Origin of the sequence: Micromonospora zamorensis (assembly GCF_900090275.1) — a bacterium.
GTDB lineage: Bacteria > Actinomycetota > Actinomycetes > Mycobacteriales > Micromonosporaceae > Micromonospora > Micromonospora zamorensis.
In genome coordinates, this window is sequence record NZ_LT607755.1 from 3,983,356 (window position 1) to 4,010,252 (window position 26,897).

Consider the following 26,897-nt stretch of genomic DNA (forward strand, 5'->3'; position numbering starts at 1 on the left):
CTGTCACCGTCAGTGTCACTGAGTAGACAATCCGCAATCCCGGTGCAAGTCTTTGCCGCGTGCGACCCTCCCCAGAAGTCAGCGGCGCCAGCGGCACGGCAGCTGGCGCCCAGTCCCCAGCGGACGGTCCGGGTCAGGGCATGGACAGCCCCGAAGATGTAGCAGCCCTGCGGCATCTGCAGCAGGTCCACGCGCCCGTGCTGCTGAGCTTCCTGACCCGCCTGACCAGGGGTGACGTTCACCGAGCCGAAGACATCGTGCAGGAGACGGTGCTGCGGGCCTGGCGGAATCCAGAGGCGCGTAACGCCGAGGGAAACTGGAACCGAGCCTGGCTGTTCACCGTGGCCAAACGCATCCTGATCGACCAGATGCGCTCCGCCGACGTCCGTCCGGCGGAGCTGCCGGTCGACTATATCGACGATCATGCGCAGCAGGACGACGCCATCGAGCGCCTCCTCGACGCGCGTGAGGTCCGGGCCGCGCTCGACTCCCTGCCCGAGCGGCTACGCATCACGCTGGTCGAGATCTTCTTCCGGGAACGGTCGGTGTCCGAGGCCGCCGACGCGCTCGACGTCCCGGCCGGCACCGTCAAGTCACGCACCTTCTATGCACTGCGGGCCATGCGGGAGGCCCTCGTCAGCCGGGGCTTCGATTTCGGAACCGCAGGCGAGAGACGGCCGACCGGCAACGGCGATGCGGGCGAGGCACGCCCAAGAAAATCCGATCAGCTGTGAACCGGGGTAGCTGCCCGGCCGTCATGTGCACGACACGTGCCCACACCCACTGAGCGTAAGAGTGAGTCGATGAAAGCAACCGCAAGTGGCCAGCGCCGCCCGTGGCGACGGCTCATCTCGTCGACGCGTAAGCGCGTCGAGATCGTCGCCCTGGTCGGCGTCATCCTGGCGTCCGGGGCCGTCGGTTTCGAACTGGCCGCCACTGCGGACCCGGACAAGCTGGTCGGCGAGCCGGTTCCGGACGGTGACGTGCCCGCCATCGTGGAGGCAGCCCTGTCCTGCCCCGCCCTCAATCCGCCGAAGCTCGCCGCGCAGATCATGGCGGCGTCCGGCTTCAAGAGCAGCCCCGACATGATCGCCGGTCTCGACCAGGCGGCGTGGGAGAAGTGGCGGCCCTCGTCCGATGCCAGTCGCGCCGACCGGCGGGCAAACATCATCGCGCTGGGTCACCGGACCTGCGAGAACGTGGGCCATCTGCGCTCCGCCGACATCGATGGAGACCTCTGGCCGGCCGCCATCGCCGCGGAGCAGACCGGAGTCAAGGCGGTGCTCGACGCCCGCGGCGTCCCGAAAGACGCCAAGCCCTACGTCGACAAGGTGAAGGCGTACGCGGCCTGGTACGCCGAGCAGCCGCAGTTCTCCGAGAAGGCGGTAACCCAGTCGGCCGCTTCCGGGACGGCCGGCGAGGTCAAGGTGCCCGACGCTCTCGTCCAACCGATCCAGGTCGCCGGAAAGGTCTGCCCGCAGATCACGCCGGCCCGGATCGCGGCACAGTTGCGGACACTGTCCGACTTCGACGTGAACAAGCGCACGTCGGACCGTCAGGGTGTCGCCCAGTTCACGCCCACGATGTGGGAGCAGTACCAGCCGGGCGAGGGAACGTCGGTGTGGCGGCCTGCGGACGCGATCCCCGCACTCGGTATCGCCATGTGCGACATGGCGCAGCAACTGTCCGAGCTCAACGGCGAGGACCCGTATCGACTGGCGCTGAGCGCGTACCAGTGGGGAATCGACCCGGTGCGGCGGGCGGCCGGCCTGCCCCGCGTCAACGTCACCCAGCTGGCCGACCAGGTTCCGGCGCACGTCGCCGAGTACGAGAAGGACAACCGGCTTTCCGTCCCCGTGACGAAGCCGAGCCCCACCGTGAAGCCGAGCCCCACGCCGTCGGCGAGCCGGAGCGTCCAGGCCTCGCCGAGCACCAGCCCGTCCGCGAAGCCCAGTGAGAAGCCCCAGGGCCCGAAGCTGTTCGCGTACGAGGCGGGTGCCACGTACCGCCTGGACAGCCCGTGGGCCCAGTCGATCGTGGAGCTCCCTGGCATCAACCAGAACACGCAGCCCGGTAGCCGGGTCCAGCTGTGGAAGGACGAGGGGTACAAGGACCAGCGCTGGAAGCTCTACCCCGCGCCGGACAGGCGGCACGTGATCATCACGAGCGCGTGGAACAACATGGCCCTGTCCGTGCAGGACCGTTCCCTGCAGAAGGGGTCGAAGATGGCGGTGTACGCGCGTGACGACAACGACGAGAATCAGCAGTGGCTGCTGGAGGACGTCGGCGCCGGGAACGTGGTCATGACCAACCGCCGCTCCGGCTTCGTGATGGAGCTGCTGGGCGTGGACATCGGGCCGACGAGGGACAACGGCACCACCTGGAACGGATACTGGATCCAACAGTTTGACCGTCAGGACACCCAGAGAGACCAGAAGTGGCGATTTGTAAAGCAGTGACGCCGGCCGGGCACGGCGAGCCGGGAAGCTGAGCGGCGTGCCGGACCTACCCGCCCTGGGCGACCATGTGACGGACCTGCTGGGTCCGCACTACATGGGTGTCCTCGATCGCGCCGACAGCGACGCCGTCGACCGGCACCTGCGCGACTGTGCGCCGTGTCGGGTGACGGCCCGCGAGGTGTGCGAGGTCGTCGCCGCCCTCGCGCTGCTCAGCGACGATATGGCTGTCGAGGAGGCGTCGCCGGTCACCCGACCGGCGGCGCCCGCTGCCCGCCGTGGCGGCTCGGGCTCGGTTCGTCCGGCCGGCGGGCGTCCGATGTCCGTCGGGCCCGGGCGGCAGCCGCGCCCCCGGCGGCAGCGGCTCGCGCTGGTGCGGGCCGGTCTTGCGCTTGCGGTGGTGCTGTTCGTCGGCTTCGGCGCCCTCTTCGTTCTGGATCAGGTGAGTGACGAGGCCGGGCCGGAGGTGGTGACGGTCGCGGCGAGCGGGAGTGAGCCCCGCACCGGCGCGGCGGCCTCGGTGTTCGCGTCGGAGACCGACAGCGGAGTGCACGTGCGGGTCACGGTCACCGGCCTGCGCGCCGGCACCGGCTACCAGCTGTACGCGGTGACGCTCGACGGCCAGACGCGCGAGATCGCGTCGTGGACCAGCACCGACACGGTGCAGGAGGTCTCCGGTGACCTGCCGGTGGCACTGGGCGACCTGGTCTTCGTGACGATCAGCGTGGCGAACGGCGCGCCGTCGGTCACGGTGCACCTTCCCCGAGCCACGTCCACGACACCGCGCTGAGGCACGCCGCCTTCGCACCTGTTGAGCGCCGGAGGGCGGCGTGGCACGAAGGGATCGCGATGCCGCCGCAGATTGCCTCCGGCCGTGAACCACGATGCCGTCTCGGCCGTCGTGTGTGCAGATCCGCCCTGGGCGACGACAAAGGGAAGTAGAGAATGTTCTGGATCACCCGGTCGGCACGTGGTGCCTGCCTCGCGGTGTTCGTCATGGTGGCTCTGATCGTCGGAGCCGTGAGCCCGGCTTCGGCCGCCGACGAATACGTCAAGTTCTACGCCGTCACGTCGTCGTACCAGGGAGAACCGGAGAACCTCACCAGCATCGCCGCCCGGTTCCTCGGCGACGGGGCGCGGTCCGTCGAGATCCGCAACCTCAACACCGGCCGCCGGCAACCAGACGGCGCCACCCTCAAGGAACCGGGCCAGTTGCGAGCCGGGTGGCTGCTGGTGCTGCCCTGGGACGCCGTCGGCGAGGGCGTCAAGTACGGAGTGCTGCCCGACAAGGCGCCGGCCGCGCCGGTCAAACCGCTGCCCGGCAAGGCCAAGGCCACGCCCACCGCCAAGGCGCGGCCCACCATCCCTCCGGAGCGGGTCTCCGGCGCGGCCGCGGTCCCGAGCAAGGCACCGACGCAGCCCCGCGCGAAGGCGGGGCAGTGTGCGACCACGGCGGCGTCGAGCAGTCGCTCCGACTGGGCGAGCCTGCGCCTGGCCGCCGACCAGGCCTGGCCGCAGAGCCGCGGCAAGGGGCAGCTCGTGGCGATCGTCGACTCCGGTGTGGACGGCAGCCTGCCGACGCTCAGTGGTCACGTGGCCGTCGGCATGGACATCACCAGCGGCAGCGGCCGCGGCGACACGGACTGCCTCGGCTCGGGCACCGCGATGGCCGGTCTGGTGGTTGGGCAGTCCACCAACGGCAGTGACGTCAAGGGCGTCGCCCCCGAAGCCACGGTGATGCCGGTCCGGGTCGTGGGCAACGACGCCAAGGCCCAGCCGGCCGACTCTGCTGCGGCCATCGAGGCCACCGTCGAGGCGGGCGCGACAGTCATCGCGCTGGGCAACTTCGTCGACACGAGCAAGCCCGAGGTGGCCAAGGCGATCATGGAGGCGGTGGCCCGGGACGTCGTCGTGGTGATCGGCGCTGCACGTGCTTCGGTACCGGTCAACCCGGGCGCGGAGATCGGCCCCGGTGTGCTGCGCGTGGGTGGTGTGGCAGTCGACGGCCAGCGAGCCGCCGACTATCGCGGTGGCGGCATCGACGTGGTCGCCCCGGGCGTCAACGTGAGCAGTGTCGGGATCACCGGGGTCGGCGCCGTCGCGGGTAGCGGCACCCAGTACGCGGTGGCCTTTGTCGCCGGCGCCGTCGCGCTGGTCCGGGCCGCGTACCCGGACCTGAGCCCGGAGCAGGTCGCCCATCGTCTCCAGGTGACGTCGGACAAGATGGGCGACGGCGCACAGCCCGACGGCCGATACGGCTGGGGCATGATCAATGCCGCCGCCGCGGTCACGAAGGTGCTGCCCGAGGAGGCCGAGGTGGCCTTACCGGGGCGGGAATCGGGCGGACGGCTCACCTCCGGCAGCTCCGGCGGACGGTCGGCGTTGCTGGCCATCGTGGCGCTGGTCGCGCTCGCGGCAGCGGTCCTGCTCGTGTTCCGGATCCGCCGGCTGCTGCGCGACGACACCGAGAACGACGGTGACGACGACGGCCCCGGGCCGGTGACCGCCGCGCCGCCGGTTCGCGGCGGCGCTCTTCCTCCGGCCTCCGCGCCACGGGCGCCGTCGGTCTCCCGGCGAACGGTCGGCGACCCACCGCCCTCGGACGGCGGGAAGCTGAACCCGGACGAAGAACAAGCCGACAGCACGGCGTCCGTGGCCAGCGACGGGCCGGGAACCCGGGCCGAGACCGTGGCACTGCCGAAGGCGTCGATCGGAGCCAGGTCGCCCCGGCAGCGTCCAGACGCGCCGTGACGACACCCGCTCGGGGCCGCCGGCGGGGTGATGCTGCCGCGCGACGCCCGGCGCCCCGTCCGCCAAGCTGACCCAGCGCAACGAGTGGTGCTGCTGGGTTTGTCGCGGCCGACGTGAACCGCGCGTCGGCAGGGCACGTTTCAAGCATTACTGGTGGAAAGTCGGTGAACCGAGGGTCTGATGCAGGTGGAAGAAGTCTCCGGTACGGAAGCCCATGTGGCGGACCTGCTGGCTCTCTACCACCTCGACGCGCTCGACCGGCGTAGTGCGGAGCAGGTCGGCCACCATCTCCAGTCGTGCCAGCAGTGCCGGGCTGCGGCGACCGAGGTGTGCGAGACGCTCGCCGCGCTGGCCCTGCTCAGCGACGACAGGGATCACCTGCTCAACCGCTACGGGGCGCTGGGGGCGGCGGTGCCGGCGGCCTTTCCGGCGCGGTTCGCGCCGCAGGAGCCGGCCGGCCAGCCGGGCAGAGAGGCCCAGGAGACCGACCGACGCCGGTTCCGACTGCGGCGCGGCGGTACGGGTGCCGAGACGGCCACCGGGGAGGCGTCTGCCCCCGCTGGGCCGGACCTCGGGCGCAGGGAGCCACCGCAGCAGCGGGTGGCACCGGCACCGGTCACACCCCCACCCGTCGCACCCCCAGCCGTCGCGCTGCCACGGGTCGCACCCCCGGCCGCACCCCCGCCGGCCACGCTGGTTGAAAAGCCCTCGCCCGTCCAGGAACAGACCACGCCGACGGCCGTACCCTTGCCGACGCGGACCGCCCGACGGCCCGTCACGCATCCCGCCCAACGCGGCTTCGACCGAGCGCCGGGCATCGCGCATCCGGACGACGGTCAGCGTGTCCGACGGAAGCGCCTCCTGTCCCGGCGTGCCGTTACTTTCGCGGGCCTGGGCGCCCTGCTCGTGGCAGCCCTCACGGTGGCCGGAATCTCCGCGAGGGCGCTGCTCGCCCCGCCGGCCCCGGGAGTGCAGACGAACATCGTCCGTACCGCCGTCGCCTCGGCGACGGACCGGGACTCTGGCGCTAACCTGTCCGTCTTCCTGACCGAAGAACGCGACCGGGTCACCGTGCGGGCCACCCTGAGCGGCCTGGCCGAGGGCACCGGCTACCGGCTCTACGGCTACACCTTCGACGGCCGGCAGCGGCCGCTGGTCAACTGGACCGGCCGCGCCGGCGTGCAGGAGCTTGACGGTGAACTACCCGTCGGCATCGCTGATCTCTCCCACTTCGCCGTCACCCGCGGCACCCGGGTCGTCGTCACCGCATATCTGCCCCGCGACGCCGGTGCGCCGGCCACGCCCGGCGGATGAGCCGGGCCACGATCTGAACCGGTCACCGGCCCCGTTCGTCTGGGGGGTATGCAGATCGGTGTCTACAGTCTCGGCGACCGCACCCCCGACCCGGTGACGGGTCGGGCGCCAACGGATCACGAGCGGCTACTCAGCACGGCGCGGATCGCCGAGCACGCCGAGGCGGCCGGGTTCGATGTCTTCGCCGTCGGAGAGCACCACACCACGACGTACGCCGTGTCGGCGCCGGCTGTGCTGCTGGGCTACCTGGCCGCACGGACGAGCCGGATACTGCTGTCCACGGCAACGGCTCTGATCACCACGAACGATCCGGTCCGGCTCGCCGAGGAGTACGCGACGGTGCAGCATCTGTGCGGCGGCCGGCTTGACCTCATGCTCGGCCGGGGCATCTTCGGTCCGGTGTATTCGTGGTTCGGCCGCGACCCCGACGACAGTCGCCGGCTGGCGACCGAGAACTACCGGCTGCTGCGCCGGCTGTGGGACGAGGACACCGTCGACTGGTCCGGCGAGTTCCGTACGCCGCTGCGGGGTTTCACGGCGGTGCCGCGGCCGCTCGCAGGCCATCCGCCGTTCGTCTGGCACGCGTCGGTGTCCAGCGAGGAGACCGCGGAGCTGGCCGCCGCCCATGGCGACGGCTTCTTCGCCAACCACATCATGTGGCCCTGGCAGCACACGGCCCGGCTCGTGCAGACCTTTCGCGAGCGGTACGCCGCGCACGGCCACGGCACCGCCGAGCAGGCGGTCGTCGGACTCGGCGGGCATGTCTTCGTCCGGCCGAGGTCACAGGATGCGGTCCGGGAGTTCCGGCCGTACTTCGACAACGCGCCCCTCTACGGCCACGGGCCCTCGCTGGAGGAGCACATGGACACCACACCGATGACGGTGGGGAGCCCGCAGCAGGTCATCGACGCGGTTCTCGGCTACCGCGAGTACGTCGGTGACTATCACCGTCAGCTCTTCCTGATCGACCACGCCGGGTTGCCGGTGAGCACGGTGCTGGAGCAACTGGACCTCATCGGTGCGGAGGTGCTGCCCGTGCTGCGGCGCGAGCTCGCCAGCGGCCCCCCGCCCGCCTGATCCGCCGCCCGTGGGGCGCCCCGCTGCCGAGCCGACCGCGGGGCGCCCGCTCAGCACTCGTAGACCGCCGCCAGCACCTGCTCCAGGCGGCCGCGATCGGTGTCGTCGGCCATGACGCTCTTGAGCTCCTCGAGCGCGTCCACCCAGATGGTCTTCTGGGCCGCTTCGAGCCGTCCGCGGTTCTCGGCGATGAACGTCTCAGCGTCGTCGAACCTGCCGGCCTTGACCTGGCCGATGGCCTTGAGCAGAGAGACCGCGAAGTCGAAGCGGCTGTGCTCCGCCTCGTCCGCGCCCCGCCGGACCGCCTGGACCAGGTCGATGAAGTCGCCGGTGGCGCCGCCGGGCTCCCGCGGGTCCGTCAGCTTGCCCGCCTGGTCCAGCCGGCCGACCGCTTGCAGCAGCGTGCTCGGCTGCTGCCGCGCCGTGGACTCCGTGAACGTGACCACGATCTCGTCGTCCGTGCCGAAGCGCAGCAGGGGTTTGACCAGTGCGGCGTTCATGCTGGCCGGGACCCGCTCGGCCATCCCGGCGGCCTGTTCCAGGTGCGCCGCGTTCATCAGGTCCGCCGGACGCGACCGCAGCAGTTCGAACTGCTCGCGTACGCTCCGCGCGCCCCACACCAGCGCCCCGAACGCCTCGGACACCGGACGAACGGTCGGTCGGGCCAGGCGGCGCGCGGCCTCCACCACCGCCGCGTCGATCCTCGACCAGGTGGCGTCCGCCTGGCGGTCGGTCGCTGCCGCGGGGGTGGATCCGCGGACCTTCCAGCTGTTGTCGAGGTTCAACCCACCGAGTCCGCCGGAACTCTGCGGCAACTCGTGCACGACAGCGACGCCGTACCTGTTGAGCAGCACGGAAAGGCTGCGCTTGTCGGCCCCTGCCCCCCTCGTCGAGCTGCCGGAGACGTCGTCGAGGGTGGGCCGCCCGCGGGTCACCACGATAGGTGTCCTGCCGGCCTGGGCGAGTTGTTCCAACCGCTCGTTCAGCCACTCGAACACGGGTCGGTCCACCGCCACGTCACGGGCCGTACTGAGCCACACGAAGTACTGGCCCGGCTGCTGGCGCGCGGTGGCCCGGAGGTCCTTCGGCGGTGGCGTCGCCCGGACACCGGGCACCGACATGTCACTGAGCAGGTTCGGCGTGTCCTCGTACGGCCGCTCGATGCGGGCGAGGGACGTCCGTAGCCACTCCGGCTCCGGGCCGGGATCGCTGAGGCCAGGATCCGCGACCGGCCCGGCGGTAGCGGCCACCGCCGCGATGACCGCGAGATCGCTGTCGTCGAGGTACGGCGTCGACCCGGCCGAGGAACTGGTCGGCAGCGTGTGCACGTTCCTGCCCATCACGCCTGGCAGCTGCGGGGTGTGGAACAGCCGATCGGCGGAGGAGTAACCCTCCTTCGCGCCCAGGTAGTGCATGATCTCGTGCACCCCGACTGCCGCGGTGTCGCTGAGTTTCCACAGGTGCTGGTCGGTGTCAGGGGACGCGTCGTCGGTGATCTCGACGGCCGGGCTGCGCCCCGGGTCGGACCTCCAGGCGTCGGCCAGCCCGCCCGCCCAGGTGGGGGTGTCGAAGGTGAAGTTGACGTGCAACCGGAAGCCGTCGTCGAACCGGTGCTGGCCGTTGACCATCTGGTTCAGGGTGTCCTGCACCGAGCGACCGTACGCGGCGCGGGCATCCGGTGTGACCCGGTCGTCGGGTGACACCAGATCCAGGTGCACGTCGAAGGCTCGCACCTTCGTACCGTCCGGAGCCTGGAATTCGCGGACCCGGAAGTCGATCGTCGTCAGCTCGCCGCGCAGCAGGTTGCTGTCCGTGTCGAGGGCGTTCCTCGCCGGGTTGTAGCGCTCGGTGCGCAGGCGATGGGGCCGAGCGGCGTCGTAGGCCGCCTGCCACTCGGCCGGAAGGTTCGGGAACTGGAACCTGTGCTGATCGTTCTGGAAACCCTCCATGCCGCTCGGGACCAACATCTGGTCGGGGTCCGGCCTCGGCGCACGCGACGGCCTTTGGACGCCCGCCCTCGGGTTTGACGGCCCGGCCGCTCCCCGTCCGGACGGCGACGCGGTAGAGCCCGAGGTCGATGGCGGGCGGGTGGTGATGGTGCGCAGACCTTTGACCGTCTTGTCGTACGCCGTGACGATTTGCCGCTGCTTGTCCGAGAGGGGCCCGGCTGGCGTCGCGGATGGACCTTCCGACGCCGACTGACCCGCTCCGTCGGGGCGCGGGAACTCCTTGTTCCGTTTGTCGGCCGGCACGACGGACCGGAGTGCCGCTTCGGGGATGCCCCAGTCGATGGCCTCCTCCTTCGTGACCACCATTCCGACGCTACCGTGCACCTTGTAGCTTTTCTTGGCGCCCGGCAACGTGACCTCGTACTCCAGCAGGGCGAAGACGAAGAAGACGGAGCTGTCCCTGCGGAGCCAGGCCCGGTGCTCGATCCACGCGGTGTGGTCGATGCCGCGGGCCCGGCTCCACTGGCGGCCGGCGGCGACCTGACCCCCGACCGACTGACCGGGCGCTACCGGCCCGGTGGCGGTGACGGAGCCGGCCACGTTCTCCCGCCTGGTCGAGACGTCAGTGTCAGCGACGAGATCGGTGCCGTGATCGTACTTTTCCTTCTCGGCCTTCTCCATGTAGGAGAGCTGGAGGACGTCACTGAAGCGAGCCTTGACGCGGAGGCCGCCCCGGCCGGGATCCAACACCGCACCGTGGATCGACACCGCGGTGAACAAGGCCCCAGACTCGCTGAGCATGGTGCCCAGGCTCGTCTGCATTGTCTCGAAATTGAGATGGCCGTCGGCGGCCGGCGCCTCCGCCGCCTTCCCCACACCGGCGGATTCCACCGCCTCGAAAATATTCTTTACGCCATAGATCCCCTCGATCAGAATTCCGGGCGGCAACGCGCTGTTGAGGCCGAACGTGATCTCCTGCTTGGGCGCCCCCTTGGGCATCGTGCCCTCCGTGGGCACGCTGACGACGTGCTCCTCATCGACTGTGAAGCTCACGCGGCGCGCCGGGCGCTGACCGCCGAACGCCTTCTTGACCAGTTCCGTCGGGGAGCGCGCGGTGGTTTCCTCGATCGTCACCTTGAATCGGACCATTTGGTTGAAGTCCGTCAGCTTGTTGGCTCGTAGCCCCGTCATGAAGAGCAGGTTGGAGCCGCGCGTGTCGCTCTGCTCCTCTCCACGGGCCGACCCGATGCCCAGTGATCCCGACACGAAACCGCCGTTCAGGTCGTCCGGTCGACCTGTTCCTATGCCACTGAGGCCCACAGCACGCGTCGCCTTGGAGCGACGGCTGGCGTCGCGATAGCGGTTGCCCCGTTCGTAGACCTTGATGCCGTTTCCGCCAGGGCGGCTGCCCCAGGCCGGCCCGACCAACTCAGCCGACATCGACACCACGAAGGACCGGCCGTCGGGGTTGAACCTCCAGAGCGCGCCCCCGTCGCGCATCTTCGCCATGTACGGACTCAGCCAGGACGGTAGTGCGGTGAGCAGGGCGACCAGCCCTGGCGACTCGAACGTGCCGGCCTCCTGAGCCAGCCTCTCGCTCAGCTTCCCGTAACCCGTCTGCTGACGGGAGGTCGCCGCCGGGTCTGTCGCGCCGTAGAGCATCGGCCACATCGCGGCCCAGGACAGACCATGCTCCAGACTGACCGGCGGCCGCAGTTCGGTGGTCAGCGCCAGGACCGGCGAAGGTTTCGGGGTCGTAGCCGCGCTCACCTCGGCGGGGTGCTCGTCCAGCAACTCGGCTCCGTCGAAGGCATCCCGGTTGGCGATGACATCCTTCAGAAGCACATTGAGGATAACCTCACCGAAGGTTTCGACGACGGTGTCGCCCACCTGGGCCCGGTTGATGACCACGGTACGCACGACCGCCATCTTCTGGTCCTGGTAGAGCCCTCGATAGCTACCCACCGTCTGCACGCCCAGGGAAGCCGTTCCGCTCCCGGTCAACCTGGTGGCGCTGCCGCCGCCGAGCACCAACTCGTTACCGGCGGTGGCCTCTGCGCCGCCATAGGCAGCGCCCAGGTAGCCCCCCTCACTCAGCCCCTCCTGGCCCTCCTCGCGGCCCACCTGGCTCTCGAGAATCTGTTGGGTGTAGGGGAACCAGACCTTCACGATCTTCGGGCGACCGACCGGGCGGACGGAAAGGTCGACCAGTCGGTTCCCGACCGGAATCATCGCCGCCGCGGCGAGCGCTCTCAGCAGCACGCTCCGGTAGACGGCACGGTTGAGTCCGTTCCAGACGGCGACCGCAGACAGGCCGGGCGGGTTCTCGATCAGCTTCTCCTGAAGCTTCCCGACTCCTCGAGCACCGAGCGTGTTGTAGATGGCGGTCCCGATGTCCGCCAACACCGAGCGCAGTTGTGGATTGTTGACGGAACCCGCCGGCGGGACGCTGTCGATTCGAATCTGCGCCGGCGATCCATCGGAAGTCGGGACGAACGTGAGCGGTGCCGGGGGCGATGCGGTGAGCGCGTCATTCAGGTCTTTCGGTTGCAGGATCGTCGCTTTCGCGTCAACCGTCGCGGGCAGCGCCACCTGTTTTCCGTTGCGCAGGGCCACCCACGTCCACCGGATGTCCACGTCGAAGATCGGGCTGGGCATCTTCTGGCCGTCCGTGTCGGACGTCAGCGCGGTGGACTGGGTTTCGCCGACCTTGTTCTTCTTCGTCCGCGTGGCCTGGCGGCCCCCCTGCCCCTGCCAGAAGCTGCCCCCCTCGTTCCCACCGGCGCCGAGGTATCCGGAGAGGTCCCTGACCGTGCCCTTGGTGCGTTTGGTGGTCATGGTGTCGATGCTGGTGTGGCCGACCTGCACCTGCTTGTCACTGGCGCCGACGTAGGTGGTGCGACCGGTAGTCGCGGCCGACAGGCCGATGGTGAGCAAACGCTCGGGGGAAACCGGGTCCGAGGGGTGCGAGAAGACCCAGGCGACACCCGGTTGCGCTGGGTCGATGTTCAGCACGTAGTCGACCCCCGCCCGCAGGGAGCGCTCGTTCAACTTGGTGAGGAGCAGTTCCCAGTTCGCATACTCCACGCCGGTCTTGTTGACGTCCGCGCCTGTCACCCCCAACTTCTGCAACCTGTCCCACGGCGTTGCGCCACCGACACCCGCCGCCTCCCTCGGCAGGTACCCCTTGGAGACCATGAGCCCGACGATCTGGTCGTAGAGCTTCGGCACGCCACCAAGCTTCTTGACGTAGTCCATCGTCGGTCCCCAGTCGGGGCCCGGGGTCCACCACCTGGCTGGGGGCTCCTCGGCGACAGGCTCCACGACGGGCCGCGACGCCGCTGTTCCACTCGCTTCGCCGGCTCGGCCGGAGGCACCCACCGGGTCAGCGGTTGCCAGCCCCGCCAGCGCATCCTTGTGCACCATGAAGTGCGCGAAGCCGTTGACGTCGACCCCGCGGGTGTGGGGTGTTGTCCCCCCGTCGCGCTCGTGGTGGACCTCCAACCGGACGGTGAAGTCGGCCAGCACGACCTGCAATTCACCGAGGACCCGCTCGGCCCGGGTCATCAGGGCCCGGTGATGGCGGATGAGCTGGTCGCCGCTCTGCCAGCCGAACTGGGCCCGACCTCCGGTCCGGAAGTACCGCTCGAGCGCCCGGAAACCCAGCGTCAGCGTTGCCCGGCGCGTCAGCGTCGTGTCCTCGCTGAGCAGGGTCTTGGCCACGACGGCCTGCACCCGGTCGAACCGGGTCTCCCCGTTCTGACTCACGTCGCTGATCTTCGTCACCGAGTTGACCGGCTGGTCACGGCGGCCGGCGGTGAGGCTCAGGCTCAACCGCTGGCCGTCAGCCTGCAACGTCAGGCGGAACACCTGCTGGTAGTGGCGGTCGATTTGGGGGCGCAGGATGTCGCCCAGACGGAGGGCGAGTTGGTCGTTGGACAGGTTCGCCTCGACGTACGGCTTCCAGAACGCGTACGTCTCGACGGGCAGCGCCTTCTGCACCTGGCTGAGCACCGCGTCGGAGAGCTGTATGCGGGAGACCGCGTGATCCAGTTCCCACACCGGAAACTGCTCGGGCCTCGTGATGGCCACCGGTTTCAGATAGCCGGGGTCAGGCCTGCTCGCCGGCTTTTTACCGCTCTTCTCCGCGGGCCGTGGAACACCGCTCTCCTCCGCGGAGTAGGGCAGTTGGAACTGTGCCACCGCGTAGCGCACGTTGTCTTCGCGCAACGCGCCGTCCCCGGTCCGGAAGGTGAACTCCCGCCATTTCCCGGCCCCCTGCGCCTCCACCCGCAACGCCCAGTTGACCGGCAGGTTCACATAGCCCAGGGGCTCCTTGATCCGTAGCTGCTGGAACTCGGCGGGGGTGAAGGAACTGAGTTCCCGCTGGCCCTTGCCCGGCATCCGGCCCAGAGTGGCCACCAGGTCGATCCGAGCGCCGCTGAGCGCTTCGGCCTGCCCGAGCGCGGCACGGTAGACCAGCCCGGCGTCGTAGCTGTTCGCCTTCGCCCAGGTGTACCAGGACGCCAGCTCCCCGTAACCGTAGATCCGGTTTTCCTGCTTGCCATCGAACCGATTGCTGCTCTTCGCGGCGGGAAGGCTGTCCGTGTCCACCGTCGGCCCTCGGGTGGGCACGGCCCACAACCGAATGTCGTAGGTGTTGCCGTCGACGGTGACCTCCAGCGCCGCTCCGTCGTCGAGCACCTGGCCGAACAGGGAGGCCAGCTTGCGCTGGACGACCTCCTCGGTGACCTGCCCTGCGCCGAACGGCACCGCCCGGTTGATCCAGGCGGTCAGATCCGCCACGAACGGCATCTCGCCGACGGCGTGGAAGGCGCTGACCATTCGGCTCCGGTCGGTTCTCGCATCCGGCGCGACCTGCGGATTCTGCGGGTCCGGCCGGTGTTGCGGCGGCCCCGAGTTCCACTTCGAGATCGCCTGCCTCGTGAGCCACTGCCGTGCGGCCCGGTCGCCGAACCTGTCCTTGCTGCCGGGCGGGAGGCGTCGTGGGATGGGACGCATCATGATGGCCAGGTCGCGCAGCTCGGCCGCACCCACCACGCCCTCGATGCCCAGCAGTTCGGATGCCATCTGCTGGTAGTCGGCCAAGCCGGTGTACTGGAGATCCCGCTCATCGGCGTAGAACCGACGTCGGACTGCGACCAGTGCGGCGACGTCCTTTTCTCCGACCCCGGGCGCTACGGCGGTCGATGGCGGAGCGGCCTGCGCAGTCGACGACCCTGCCTGTCGGTCGAGAACCGCGAGCTCGACGGCGCCGACCAGATCCGCCGGCTGCGCGGGGGACGGCGACGCGGCCGGGTTCACCAGCGCCCACAGCGCGTCCCGCTCGGCGTTGCGCGCTGCGACCGAGTCAGCCTGGCCTGGTTCCTGTCGGATCTTCTTGCTGTGCCCGGCGTTGACCTTCTGAACCGTCGTGGCCAGCCCGGGAAGATCTGCCTCGACGAATGTCTTGGCCGTCAACGCCCGCACCGGGTGCCGGTCTCGCCAGGACTGGCGGGCGTCCGCCTCACCTGCGACCCGCTGCACGCTCGCCCAGGTCAGAGTCGCCCGATCACCGAGCTTGTGGTGGAACAGATCCTGCAGTGCCGCCGCCGGAATCGGCCCGTGCGGGCGGGCACCGTCATTCACCTTCGCGTACCGCCGGTAGGCCGACTCGATCACCCGGTTCAGCGCATCCAGGTTCGCGGGCGTCGGGTCGAAGGTCCCTTCCTCCTCCACGAGGGTTCTGCCGATGGCGCGCAACTCGAGCCGGCGATCGCGCTGCGCCAACTCCTGGGCGGGTGACGACGTCTCCCACCCTGCGACGGCGGCGTCGACCGCTGCGATCCCTCCGGCGACGGAACCGGAATCGAGTTCCAGGCGCAGCCGGTGGAAGCCGGCGCGTCGGGTCAGGGTCTCCATCGTGACTGGCTGATCGGCCTTGATCAGGTCGGCGACGAACCCGGTCAACCTCTGCATGTCCGCGTCGGTCACCGCCGACGCCGCCGGGTCGAACGCCGCCCTGACTATCGGCAGGAACTGCGCGTTGCCGGGATCCTCCGGCTTGAGACCCAGCGCACTGGTCTCGATCAGGAAGTCCCGGTACAGCACGCTTTGAAGCTGGCGCCGGGTCTGCGACGCACCCCGGCCACCCGACGTCCGATCGGCGAGGGCCTCCGCCTTGGCACGCGCGGTGTCCTGCCAACCCACGACATCCTTGAAGGAGGCCTTGAGCAGGGCCTGGCTGAGGGACTTGTCCGGCAGTTCGCCGGCCTTTCCGGCTTCGTCGACCAAGCTGTTGAGCTCTTGGAACGCCTCATTCGTCTGCTGCACTTCGGGATCGTCCGGTGAGAGCCGGCGCTCGGCCTGGTCGATTCGCATCCGGAGGACGGGAACCATGGCTTCGGCGTAGAGCAGGTCGGTGACCGTAACGACGTCCGGTACGGGCGAGGGGGTTCGCACCGGGTCGGGCATTCGCGGTGCTCTGGAGAGCCCGTTGTTCCAGGATTCGGCGACGTTGCTCGGACCCGCGGCGGCAGTGGCGGCGCCGTCGGGGCGGATGAGGGGACCATGGTCGCCGATGACGCCCGCGTAGATCGGGGCCAGGGTGTCCATGATTTGTTGCAGATCCTCGTCGAGGACCACCATCCGTTCGCCCGGGACGGGAGGGCTCATCAACGATGTCCGCAGGTCGGCCGGCAGGTCACTGTCGCGACGTCGTGACGGGGGCCGGTGATCGATGGCGCCGAGGAAGTGCAGCACTTCGTGGGCGTAGAACGCCGGCGGTTGGCCCTGCGCCCAGTGCGGCTGGTCCATCTGGGTGCCCGGCGCGGTGACCGCGACCGTGAGGTGCGCGCGTGCGGCGTCGACGAACTGCACCTCGACGCGCATGGGCAGGTTCACCATCGGCAGCACGTGTCGGGGATCGTTGAGGTATTCCTGCACGCCCCGGGTAGCCAACTGCCGCACCTCGGCGACCGCGTCCGCGCCGCCGGTCAGGTGCACCCGCACCACGAACAACATCTCGTCATCGCCGCGCACCAGCTCGTAGCGCACCGCGACCTGTTCACCCGCACCGGGCACCACGCGCAAGCGCCTGCCGTCAGGGGTGTCCACGAAGCGGAACGGCTCCGCATCCGTGGAACCCTGACGCCACCGCTCAGTAGCGATCTCCAGCCGTCGGACCGGCCTCGGCTGCAGCTCACCTCCGGGAACACCGCGCCACGGCCACATCGGTTCCAGGACGTCCATGATCTGCTGAAGGTCCGCGTCACGGACCTCCATCGGTACGGTCGCCGGGGCCTTGCCGCGCGGGCGCTGATGGCCGGTCGCGCCGATGGCACGCAGCACCTCGTGCGCGTAGAACGCCGGGAACTGATCCCCTGCCCAGCCCTGGCCGGTCGGCGCCTCCCCCGACAGCACCGGAACTATGAGGTGCGCCTGCCCGGCATCGACGAACTGCACCTCGACCCGGAGCCGACGGTCGGCCATCGGCAGCCGGTGTCCCGGCTTGTTGAGGTGGAGCTCCACCCCCGCCTTCGTCTGCGCCTTGACCTGCGAAACGGCCTCCGGGTCACCGGTCAGGTGGACCCGCAGGACGAACACCAACTCCTCGTCGCTGCGCACGAGCTCGTACCAGACCACGGGGCGTTCAGACGCGGGTCTCTTGCCCTTCGGGTCGGCGTGCCCGCCGTCCGCGATCGAGTAGACGTTGGTGATCTCCACCCGGCTCACGCCGGCAGGAGGACGCATCGCGTGCAGCCCGGCGTCCGCCTGCCGGAGCAGCAGGTGGAACCGCTGGGCGGCCGAGACGGCGGCTGCGGACCCGGCATCCCGACTTGCGGCGGCCGGTCCCTGATAGTCGGGAAACACCTTGGCGCGGCTCTTCGCCGGCACCGCGGCGGCCAGCGCGTCGTCCGGAATTCCCAGCGCCTGGGCGTCCTCCTTGGACACGACGATATCCGTGTACCCGATCGCCTCGACCTTTTGCGCTTCGCGCTTCCCCGGCCACTCGACCTCGTACTGCAGCCTGACGTGCACGACGAACAGGGACGCGGTCCTGCGCAGCCACGCCCGGCGCTCGTCCGACAGCGACTGATCGGTGCCGAGGGTCGTGGCCCGCTGTTTGCCGACGGTACCGGTGGGCCCGACCCAGTTGACGCCATCCGGCGTGGCGGCGACCGTGAGCGACACCCCCGCATGTGCTCGGAGGGTGTCGAGCGCGGTGTTGCCGACGAGATTGGTTCCGTGGTCGTACTTCTCGAGCTCGGACTTCTCCACCCAGTAGAAGTCTTGAACCTCGGCGACGCGGGCTCTCACCACGAAGCCCTTGCTGCCGGCGTGGAGGTCCCCCCTGCCCGTCGACAGCGATCGGAACCTGGCGCCCTCGTCCGTGAGCATCGCCCCCAGCTTCTTGGGCAACGACTCGTAGTTGAGTTGATCGCTGGTGTCCTTCAGCCTCCCGGAGCCGCCCAAGCCGGCCGACGAGAGTGCCGTGCGCATCGCTCCGAGCCCGCGTACGGAGACGAGCAGCGCGTTCTCCGGCAGCTCCTGGCTCAGACCAAAATCGAGGGGGCGCTCGTCTGCGCCCAGAGCGGTGGAGCCGTCCCTGGGTTCGAGGACGATGAGCTTCACTGTGGCATCGAAGACCTGCCCCTTCCTAACCCCGCCGAAGACGTTCCTCAGGGTTGTCTTCGTGCTGGCTGGGGTCTCCTCGACCGTGCCGTAGAACCTGACGTTCTGGAAGTAGCCGGTCAGGTTGTCGGCGCGCACGCCTTCCATCGACAACAGGTTCGAACCGTGCATATCAGTGCGGCCGGTGTTCCGGCTGAAGCCGCCCGGTAGGGAAACGGCCACGAACCCGAGATCGAAGCCCTGGATCTTGAGCCCGTCGCGCTTGTCCGGCTGGCCCATCCCACTACTGGCGCCGGCCGCAACGTGCCCACTGTTCCAGCGGCGGCTTTCGTTGCGTGCGTCGTTCTGCCGGGTGTACGACTTGGCGCCGCTACCGCCGTCGTGACTCCCCGAGGCGGGGCCCACCTGTTCGGCGCTCATCGTTATCGTGAAATCTCGGTGATCGTCACTGCGGTAGGACCAGGACACGCCACCGTCGAGCAACTTCCCCATGAAGGGATTCAAGCTGGCGGGCAGCGACTTGACGTAGGTGACGAGCCCGGCGGAGTGGAATGGCGCTGCCCCCTCGGCCAACGCCGCGACCAGCGGAGCAACGCCTGTCTGCCCGTTGCCGCCACTGAGCAGCATCGGCCACACCGTCGCCCCGTGGGACGCGTGCGTTTGAGCGGTCGACGGCCTCACCGTTGTCGTCCGGGTGTCCGCAGTCGGCCGGACGGATTGTGCCGCCGCGATGTGGTCGGCAATCAGCTCCGGGTTACGGAAGAGACGGGCGTAGGGGATGGCATCTGTCACCTTGATGTTCAGCAGCACCTCGCCCGCGACCCGACGGACGGTGTTGCCCGCCTGGACCTGATGGACCACCGCGACACGGACGATCATATAGTGAGCGTTCTGGAACAAGCCCGAATATTTGCCGAGCGTGGTTGATTCGGCGGCTACCTTTCCCCTCCCCTTCACCCGGGTGTAGCTGCCGGTCCCGAGCACCAGCTCGCTGTTTCCAGCGTCGCTCTTCGGGGCGTCCTCGATGACGGGTTTCAAGCCACTCTTGCCGAGGAACCCGCCGGCCCCTGCCCCCGCCTGCCACATGTTCTCCGCGCCGGTCTCCTTACCCGCCTGGGCTTCGGTGACCTGCTGCGTGTAGGGCTTCCACACTTTCACGATCTCTGGAACCCCCACCGGTACGGCGGTCAGACCCACGGTGCCGCCGCCCACCGATATCACCACGCTCGCCCCCGTGAACGCCCTGAGCAAGAAGCCCCTGTAGGCGTCCCGGCTCAGCGCGGTCGACAGGAACGACTCCAGCTGCTGCGCCCGGATCTCCGGATTCAGCCGCAGGTCCTCGAGAACCCGATCGACCCGCCCGCGCAGCCCGTTCGCCGATAGCCGCTTCTCCTCGCCCGCGATCGCCTCCGTCGCTGCGGCCTGCAACTTTTCCGCACCCCAGGTTCCGATCACGGTGTAGGCGACGGCATCCATCCTGGTTATCGGAGACTGCTCGTTCGGATCTTCCATGGCCCGCCGCATGAAGTCCTCTGGCAGGTTTTCGGCGGTCAGCTCCGGGTGGTCGCCAGTGGCGGGCACGACGACAAGCCTGCCCAAGGAGTCGGTAGAGCCGGTGTCATTGAGCGCGTCCGGTTGGAGAATGATGGCTCTTGCGTCAACTGTGCCGCTGCCGGTTGTGGCGGTGCGGGGCCCGGCGGTATCGCCAGAGCCGGTGACGGGTCCGGCGGTATCGCCAACGGGCTTGACCGCCCAGTGCCAACGGATCTCCGCCGTGAAACTCCGACTTTTCATCTTTTGACCGTCGGTGTCGGACATCACCGAACTGGACTGCGTCCGTCCGCTGTTCTCGGACTCTCTGGAGCCGTACTGGCCGCTCAGCACGCCCTGCAGCGATGCGCCGCCCTCGCTTCCACCCGCGCCGGCGACAAGTCCACCTTCCCGGGCCGACACCTTGGCTTGCTTGATGGTGGTCGCCACGGTGTGCATGTGACCGTACTGCAACTCGTACGGGGTCTGTTCCTTGAACGAGGAGCCGAGTGTTTCCGCCGTCAGGGTGACGGTGCGGGCATTCTCCATGCGGATCGATGAGGCGGGATGCCTGAAGAGCCAAACAATACCCCGGTCGTTCGATGTGGAATCCATGACGTCGGCCGCCCTGGACAGGAGATTGTCCTCCGACAGCTCATGGATGAGCGCCTGCCAGTTGCGGTAGTCCAGGCCGGGATTATTCTCCAGTGCTCCGGTCAGCGGCATTTTTTGCAAGATGTCCCACGGCGACGTAGCGTCGCCCCTTGCGGTGTTCGCCGCCTTGGGAAGGTGCCCTCCCTCGACCAACAGCGGGACGATCTTGTTATAGAGCGTCTCAACGCCCTCCAGGCGATGGACGACGTCCATCGTCAGGCCCCAGCCGCTGCCCGGGTTCCACCAGCGGGGATCAGCGGAGTTCGTCTTTTCCGTCGCGCTCGTAGCAGTAGCGATCTTGTCGGACGTGAGCTTGCTGGAAGAGGGGGTGGGGTCGCCTGCGACGGTGCTCAACTTCTGGAGATCGTCCTTGTGCACCAGGACATGCGCGAAGCCCGACACATCTCTCGACTCCTCGTGGAGCGGGTCGCCCTTGTCGCCGGCGGCCGTCAGGTGCTTGTCGGGATAATGGTGAACCCTCAACTCCAGGTCGAACTCGACCAACGCCACCTGCAACTCACCGACCACCCGGACGGCGCGGGTCAGGAAGGTCCGGCTCTGCTGGATGAACTGGCCGGCACTATGGCCGACCGGCTTCACCAGGCGCCCCATGGCCCGAACGAGCCGTGAGTCCGGCACCCGGGCGGACTCGGTGACCGAGATGCGGCCCATGGAGTCGACGTACTCGATGTCCTGGGTCCTGAGCACCGAGGCCGTCACGTCGTCGATCCGGCTCTCCGTGCTCCGGCTCACCTGACTGATCTTGGTGACGTTCGTGATCGGGCTGTTGTCCCTGGCGCCGAGGCTCAGGCTGAGGCGACGACCGTCGCTCTCGAGTAGCACACGGAACGTCTGCTGGTAGCCGCGTTCGCCCTTGGCACGCACGAGATTCGCGAAGTGCAGTCCAAGCTCATCGTTCGACAGATATCGCTCGAGATGCGTCTTCCAGAAGGCGTAGCCCTCGGGCGTGAGAATGGCCCGGACACCGGCGATCACCTGATCCGCGAGTTGGATCCGGGTGACGCCGTGATCAATGTTCCACACCTGGAAATCACCTGGATCAGTGACCGGCATCTTCGTCCCGTAATCGGGGTCGGTCTTATCCTTCAGCTCATCGCTTTGGCTTTGCTCTCTCGAGTAGGGCAGATTGAACTCCGGCACCGCGTATCTGATCGTGTGCGTGACCGGGTTTCCCTCGCCGTCCGTGAAGGTGCGCTCGAGCCACCGCCCACCATCGTTGTCGTTGCGGAGGGTGCCCGGCCGGATGGAATTGACCACGCTCGGCGCCATCGGCAACTCGGACGCGGCATCGCGCTTGCGATGGTATGTTCTGCGTTCCTGAACCCGCAGCGTCCAGTTCACCGGAAGGTTGACCCAGCCCAGATCCTCCTTGACCCGGGCCTGCCGATACCTGGCCATGGTGGTGCTGCTGAGAGCCCGCTTCCCCGAGCCGCTGACGTGGCCGTAGGTCAGCGCCGCATCGGACCGCACGCCGGCCAGGAATCGATGGCCCGCACCGATGTCGAAGAAGGTCGCATCCATCTGCGTCGCCCAGTTCGCCCGTTCGAAGAAGCTGTAGCTTCGAACCTCCTGCGCGCCCGGGAACAGGCCGGGCTGATTGGGCAGGCTTTCCGGATCGACTTCCGGGCCGGCGTTCGGAATCGCCCAGAGCCGGATGTCATAGATGGTGCCATCGACGGCGATCTCCAGCGGTGTGCCGTCGTCGAGCGTCTGGCCGAACAGAGACGTGATCTTACGTCTGACGACATCCTCGGCGATCTGATTACCGCCGAACGGTACCGACTGGTTGATCCAAGCGGTCAACTCGCGGACGACACCCGCGTCCAGGTCGATGGTGTGGAAACCAGTCACCATCCGGCTGTGATCTTGACTACCGACCGCCGGGGGGACGGGTCGAGTGCCGGGCCTATCCGTGCCGGGCCGCCACTTCTCGAACGCCTTCTCGGCAAGCTGCTGCCGGATTTTCCGATGATTGAACCGAGTGTGGGCGCCGCCGAAGCGCAGGGAGGACTCCGGGCGCGTCATCACGGCGAGGTCCCGTAACACGTCCGGGGTCACCTGGTCACGGCCAAGTAGTTCCCGCGCCATCTGCTGGTAGTGGGACAGGCCCATGGAGGTGTAACGGCGATCCCACGATTTGGCATAGAGCCGGCGCCGCGTCGCGACCAGTCGTGCGAGGTCCTCGTCGGAGACGCCCACCGAGGGGCCCGCCGCCTCCAGCCGGGCGCGAAGGTCCCTCACCTCCTGATTGCGGTCTCGCGTCGAGTCCCCGTTGTCCAATCGGCGCTCGATGAATCTTGTGTGCACCCTGGAGACAGGTTGCGTCACCATCCCGAGTCCCGGCTGACTGACGATCCGGGAGATTCTCCGTCTCGGCAAGCGGGACGTCACCCACCAGTCCTGCCGAACGCTGCTCGCCTGGGCGATGTGCGCCACGTCCCACGAGCTCAAGGAGGCTCCGGGACCCAGTTTGTCGCGAACCAGCTCCGCCAACATGCCCAACGGCACGGGACCGGGCGGCAGATGGCCGGAGTGCTTCTTCGTGTAACGACGTTGGGCCCAGTCGAGAAAAAGGTCCGACGTGCGGATTACAGCGCGATAACGCTCTCTGTCGATGCGCGATTCGTTCGCGAGCAGATGCAGACCGAGTCTTAGCAGTTCGTGCTTTCGATCGTCGGTCGTCCGAGGATTTTCCTCTTCGATATAGCGGTTTACGTTACGCTCCAGGCTGGCCCGCGGGCCCGTCCTGCTCCGACTCTCTTCGAGGTCCTTCCTGAGGGTGGCGTAGCCGTGCCGGCGCCGCAGCGAATCGGTTCCTACCGGCCCGCCGTCGATGCGATCGTCGTACGCCTCCGTGGCGTACGCGACCAGCGTCGCCATGTTCTCGTCGGTGACGTGTCGCACCGTTGGCCCGAGGATCCTCCGGGCCAACGGGAGGAACTCGCGGCGCTCGGCATCCGTGGCCGGCATGGACGTCATCCGGGTCAGCGGTATGGCTTCGCCGTCGCCCGTTACGGCGGGGAAGGTGTCCTGATCGTCGCTCGACTCGCTGGTGCCTCTTTGCGGCACGCCAGCCGCCAGCGCGTGGGTCTCGAGCCAAAAATCACGGTGCAACGCGCTTCGGAGCACGTGCATGGCTCGTTCCTGCGGGTTGTCCGCGCGTCTCGCCCTGTCATCGAAGCGCCCGGCCGTTTCTGCACCATCTTCCCGCCATTCCCGCAGCGTGCCGGCCTTCGCCTCGAAGATGACTTCACTGACGGGCTTGTCGGGCAGCCCGCCGGCCTTTCGCGCCTCCCCGAACTCCGTGCGGAGGCCTTCGATCTCGTCTGTCAGCCTTTGGCGGGCCTGGTCGTCGAGCGACAGGCTCGGGTCGTCGAGCTGCGCCTTGATGGCGAGGGCGATGCCGTCGAGCCAGGCCAGGTCCCGGGCCGACAGCGCAGTGGCTGAGGGGACCGGAAGTGACACGGCGATGGAGTCCGGATGCCGAGGTAGCGGTCCCGATACCGCCAAACCCCAGGGGTGCATCCTCGCGGACACCTCGTGGGTGCGTCCGGAGGCATGCGCGGTGACCGTTGCCTGCTGACCCGGTTTGAGATCGTCAAGATGCGACATCAAATCGGCGTAGCCGTTGACGGCCACCGGATCGGCGAGCCCGGTCGTCGGCTCCTCGGCCCCCTCCGACAGCGTGGCTGCCACCGCAGGTGGTACGCCGATCTCGACGTTGTCCGACACCAGCCGCAGTTGACCGCGCATCGCCGGATAGCGCTCCAGTTTCCGCAGATCCGCGGGTGTGGTGAGCGTCTGGACCAGGTGGTTCTCAGGTATCACCCGGACACCTGTCGCGGAGGCCGCGGTGGTGACGCCTCGCTCACCGGTGATGGGTAGGAACTGGTCGTCGAATTGGTCGATCAGGTCGGCACGCCCCGGCAGGTCGAGGTATATCCCAAAATTTTTGGCGACGGACAGCGCCTCGTCGCGGGTGATGGTTCTACTGCGCTCCGGGGAGAGGCTCACCGACATGCGCGCGACGGTGGTCAGCTCCTCGCGCTCCAGCACCGGTCGCGCGTCCCGCACGCCCTGGACATCGTGGTTCACGTGCACCTGCACCAAGCCGTCGATACGCGGTGCGTTCTGAACATGCGGGGGCGCGTGATCGCTGGAGCCGGAGGGCTGGAGGTAGATGCCGGAAGAGGTCGGCGTGTAGCCGTCGAGGCAGATCGGCGGAGCGGAGGCGCCGGGCATCACACACCAGCCTTGTCGTGACAGGTGACGAGGTATTCCTGCATGCGCTTGATCGCCGCTCTTTCCGGCTCGGACGACGGGGCGATGACATGGCGGAAGATGAAGTGCCAGGCGAGACGGTCTGTACCGGTGAGGCAGTCGGCGGCCTTGATCAGCTCGCGCCAGTTGGCGTCGACCCCCCCGACGGCTATGATCTTGGCGATCGCCTCCACGACGGCGGCGTGCGCGCGGAAGATCTCGGGCTGGTGCGGACGGCGGGCCGCCCGCTCCTCCTCCAGTTCGCCCTTGGCGCCCACCACGGCACGGGCGTCGGCGAGGCTGAACTTCGTCTTGTCGACATCTGTCGCGGCCCGCATGAGTTCCCGCAACCACAACAGGCCCGTCATGTAGTCACCGACCTCTTCGCCGAGGTGCGCCGCGTCCAGTCCGCGCGCGGTCAGGTAGCCGAGGGACAAACTGGAGTCGGCCGTCCGGGTGTGTGGTTCGATCGGCTCCGTGATCCGGGCGTGCTGCGGTTCCAACGGAGGCCCACCGTCCGGTTTCGGATCCCCCTGCGCCCGCAGTTCCTGCTCGATCAAGACCCGGAAGGCCGGCAGGGTCCGATCCGGCCGGTAGAAGGGGCTGTCTTTGATCTTCCCGTTGCCGGACCGGGAGGGCCGCTCCCCGTTGGCCACGCTCGCCGATTCCAGACCGGTCAGTTCCCCCGCGACCTGCCGGTTGACCAAGTCGGCCGAGAACTGCTTCAGGTATTCCTCCGCGGCCACCCACGTCGGCTGGGTGATGAGGTTCGCCACCAGTTCCGAGGGAACGGCCTTCGGCGGATCGGCGAGTGCCAGGGCTCGCCCGAACGCAGGGGTGAGACTGGGGTATGTCTCCCCGTGGGGCGACCGGGCCCCCTGCACATCCCAGACCCGCTCGAAGCCCTTCATCGTTGGCTGCACGGATGACCGCCCATGCTGGTCGGCGACGATGAACTTCAGTTCGTCGTTGCTCTCGGTGGCCACCACCAGTGTGATCGCGGGGTTCTTCGCCAAGGTGTGGTGCAGGCTCTCGGCGATCAGTTTGTCCAGCGTTGATCCGTGCCCGCTCCGTGCGCCGCGGCGCACGTTGACCAGGATGCTCGGGCCGTCGTAGCGTTCGAGAGCCGCCATGATCTCCTCGCTCACGGCGGATGGCCGGTCCGGGCCGAGCAGAATCGTGTTGCCCGTTCGTCGGGCATTAGCCGACACCCGCGGCGTCCACGTGGGCTCGGCCGGCAGTTCCGGCCGGTACGGCGACCCATCCGGCGCGACGACCACGAACTCGCTGTACGGGTGCTCCAGGACGGCAACTCTCGGGTCGACGGCCCCGTCGAGGACCACCGGAGCGACCGGTTCGGTGCCGCTCGCCCACAGCAACTGCCCGGCGTCGTCCTTCACCACCCAGAACGACCCGGGCGTAGGCGAGTCGGAGGGAGCGTGAACCAGTGCGGCGGCCGCCCGGCCCGACTCGAATTCCCGCAGCACGTTCGCCAGGGGCATGGGCATCGAGTGCAGACCGAGGGCGTCCGTCAGGTGCGGGCGGGACAGCGGGCTCGTGGAGACGAGCAGTTGCGCGAGGGGAAGGTTGGGCAGGTCCCCGAAGCGCGCGTGGTACACGCCGGCCAACGGCGAAAGGTCGCCCGCGGCGAAGTCGTCACCGCCGGCTGTCCGGCTCCCCCCGGTCGCGGAATAGCTGACGAGCTTGGTCACGGAGGGTTGTTGATCGGCCCTGGCCAGCTCGGCAAGCTTTCGCCGGTTCGCCACCAGCGCCTCGGGCAGCAGGCGGTAGGCGGCAGCCGACCGGGCGGGCGTACCAAGCTCTGCTGTCGATTCGACAGGCACGAGACGGGCCCCCAGGCCCGTCGGGACACCGCCCTGGACGGCGCTTCCCGGCACGCCGATCACGATGCCCACCATGTCCTGCGCCCGAACCGCGCTCTCCAGAGGCAGGAGCCCGGAGTCTTCCTGCCCGAACGGGACCACCACGAGCCGGCCATCGCCGGCTACCACATCCCGCAGGTAGGCACGAAGGGTCGGGGACTTGAAGGCCGAATCGGGAACGAGCAATGCGACGCCATCCGCCACCATGGTGCGCGCGGCCAGGTCGTACACCTGAGCGTTGGGCTGCATGGAGTCCGAGCCGGCTCCTTGGTACAGGAACATGCCGGGCCCGGCCATGGTGAACAGCTCAAGGCAGTCCTCTAGCACTCCCACGTCGCGTCTCCTCAGCTCCGCCGCTCACTGGTCGA

The 26,897-nt window shown here is 68.6% G+C and carries 8 protein-coding genes; 6 read left to right on the plus strand and 2 right to left on the minus strand.

Annotated elements, in window-relative coordinates:
• The first annotated feature begins 140 nt into the window (after positions 1 to 140).
• The 6 genes from GA0070619_RS17615 (at position 141) to GA0070619_RS17640 (ending at position 7,598) form a co-directional block, all read left to right on the plus strand.
• Positions 141 to 734 (plus strand): sigma-70 family RNA polymerase sigma factor, encoded by a 594-nt coding sequence (locus GA0070619_RS17615; RefSeq protein WP_088949070.1) that lies wholly within the window; start codon positions 141 to 143, stop codon positions 732 to 734.
• A gap of 69 nt (positions 735 to 803) precedes the next feature.
• Entirely contained in the window at positions 804 to 2,459 is a 1,656-nt protein-coding gene (locus GA0070619_RS17620) for an RICIN domain-containing protein (RefSeq protein ID WP_088949071.1), read from the plus strand.
• A gap of 37 nt (positions 2,460 to 2,496) precedes the next feature.
• Entirely contained in the window at positions 2,497 to 3,246 is a 750-nt protein-coding gene (locus GA0070619_RS17625; RefSeq protein WP_088949072.1) for a zf-HC2 domain-containing protein, read from the plus strand.
• A 155-nt stretch (positions 3,247 to 3,401) separates the two neighbouring features.
• The gene (locus tag GA0070619_RS17630) at positions 3,402 to 5,207 is read left to right on the plus strand and encodes a S8 family serine peptidase (protein ID WP_088949073.1); all 1,806 of its coding nucleotides are present in this window, start codon (positions 3,402 to 3,404) and stop codon (positions 5,205 to 5,207) included.
• Positions 5,208 to 5,387: 180 nt separating this feature from the next.
• Complete coding sequence (locus GA0070619_RS17635) at positions 5,388 to 6,521, plus strand: zf-HC2 domain-containing protein (protein WP_157744033.1); 1,134 nt, start codon at positions 5,388 to 5,390, stop codon at positions 6,519 to 6,521.
• Between the two features lie 48 nt (positions 6,522 to 6,569).
• A complete protein-coding gene (locus GA0070619_RS17640) occupies positions 6,570 to 7,598 on the plus strand; it encodes a CE1758 family FMN-dependent luciferase-like monooxygenase (protein ID WP_088949075.1) in 1,029 nt (342 codons plus the stop codon).
• 50 nt (positions 7,599 to 7,648) lie between these two features.
• Here GA0070619_RS17640 and GA0070619_RS17645 read toward each other — a convergent pair whose 3' ends face one another.
• Both GA0070619_RS17645 and GA0070619_RS17650 read right to left on the minus strand, forming a co-directional pair.
• Positions 7,649 to 24,628, minus strand: coding sequence for a hypothetical protein (locus GA0070619_RS17645; RefSeq protein WP_088949076.1), 16,980 nt, complete (start codon positions 24,626 to 24,628; stop codon positions 7,649 to 7,651).
• Positions 24,628 to 26,826, minus strand: coding sequence for a hypothetical protein (locus GA0070619_RS17650; RefSeq protein ID WP_088949077.1), 2,199 nt, complete (start codon positions 26,824 to 26,826; stop codon positions 24,628 to 24,630). The genes GA0070619_RS17645 and GA0070619_RS17650 overlap by 1 nt, the downstream gene beginning before the upstream one ends.
• Positions 26,827 to 26,897: the final 71 nt, after the last annotated feature.

Excerpts from the sequence above, each read along its gene's own strand:
- GA0070619_RS17615 (WP_088949070.1), top strand. The coding sequence starts at position 141 with ATGGACAGCCCCGAAGATGTAGCAGCCCTGCGGCATCTGCAGCAGGTC.
- GA0070619_RS17620 (WP_088949071.1), top strand. The coding sequence starts at position 804 with ATGAAAGCAACCGCAAGTGGCCAGCGCCGCCCGTGGCGACGGCTCATC.
- GA0070619_RS17630 (WP_088949073.1), top strand. The coding sequence starts at position 3,402 with ATGTTCTGGATCACCCGGTCGGCACGTGGTGCCTGCCTCGCGGTGTTC.
- GA0070619_RS17635 (WP_157744033.1), top strand. The coding sequence starts at position 5,388 with ATGCAGGTGGAAGAAGTCTCCGGTACGGAAGCCCATGTGGCGGACCTG.
- GA0070619_RS17640 (WP_088949075.1), top strand. The coding sequence starts at position 6,570 with ATGCAGATCGGTGTCTACAGTCTCGGCGACCGCACCCCCGACCCGGTG.
- GA0070619_RS17645 (WP_088949076.1), bottom strand. The coding sequence starts at position 24,628 with ATGCCCGGCGCCTCCGCTCCGCCGATCTGCCTCGACGGCTACACGCCG.
- GA0070619_RS17650 (WP_088949077.1), bottom strand. The coding sequence starts at position 26,826 with ATGGCCGGGCCCGGCATGTTCCTGTACCAAGGAGCCGGCTCGGACTCC.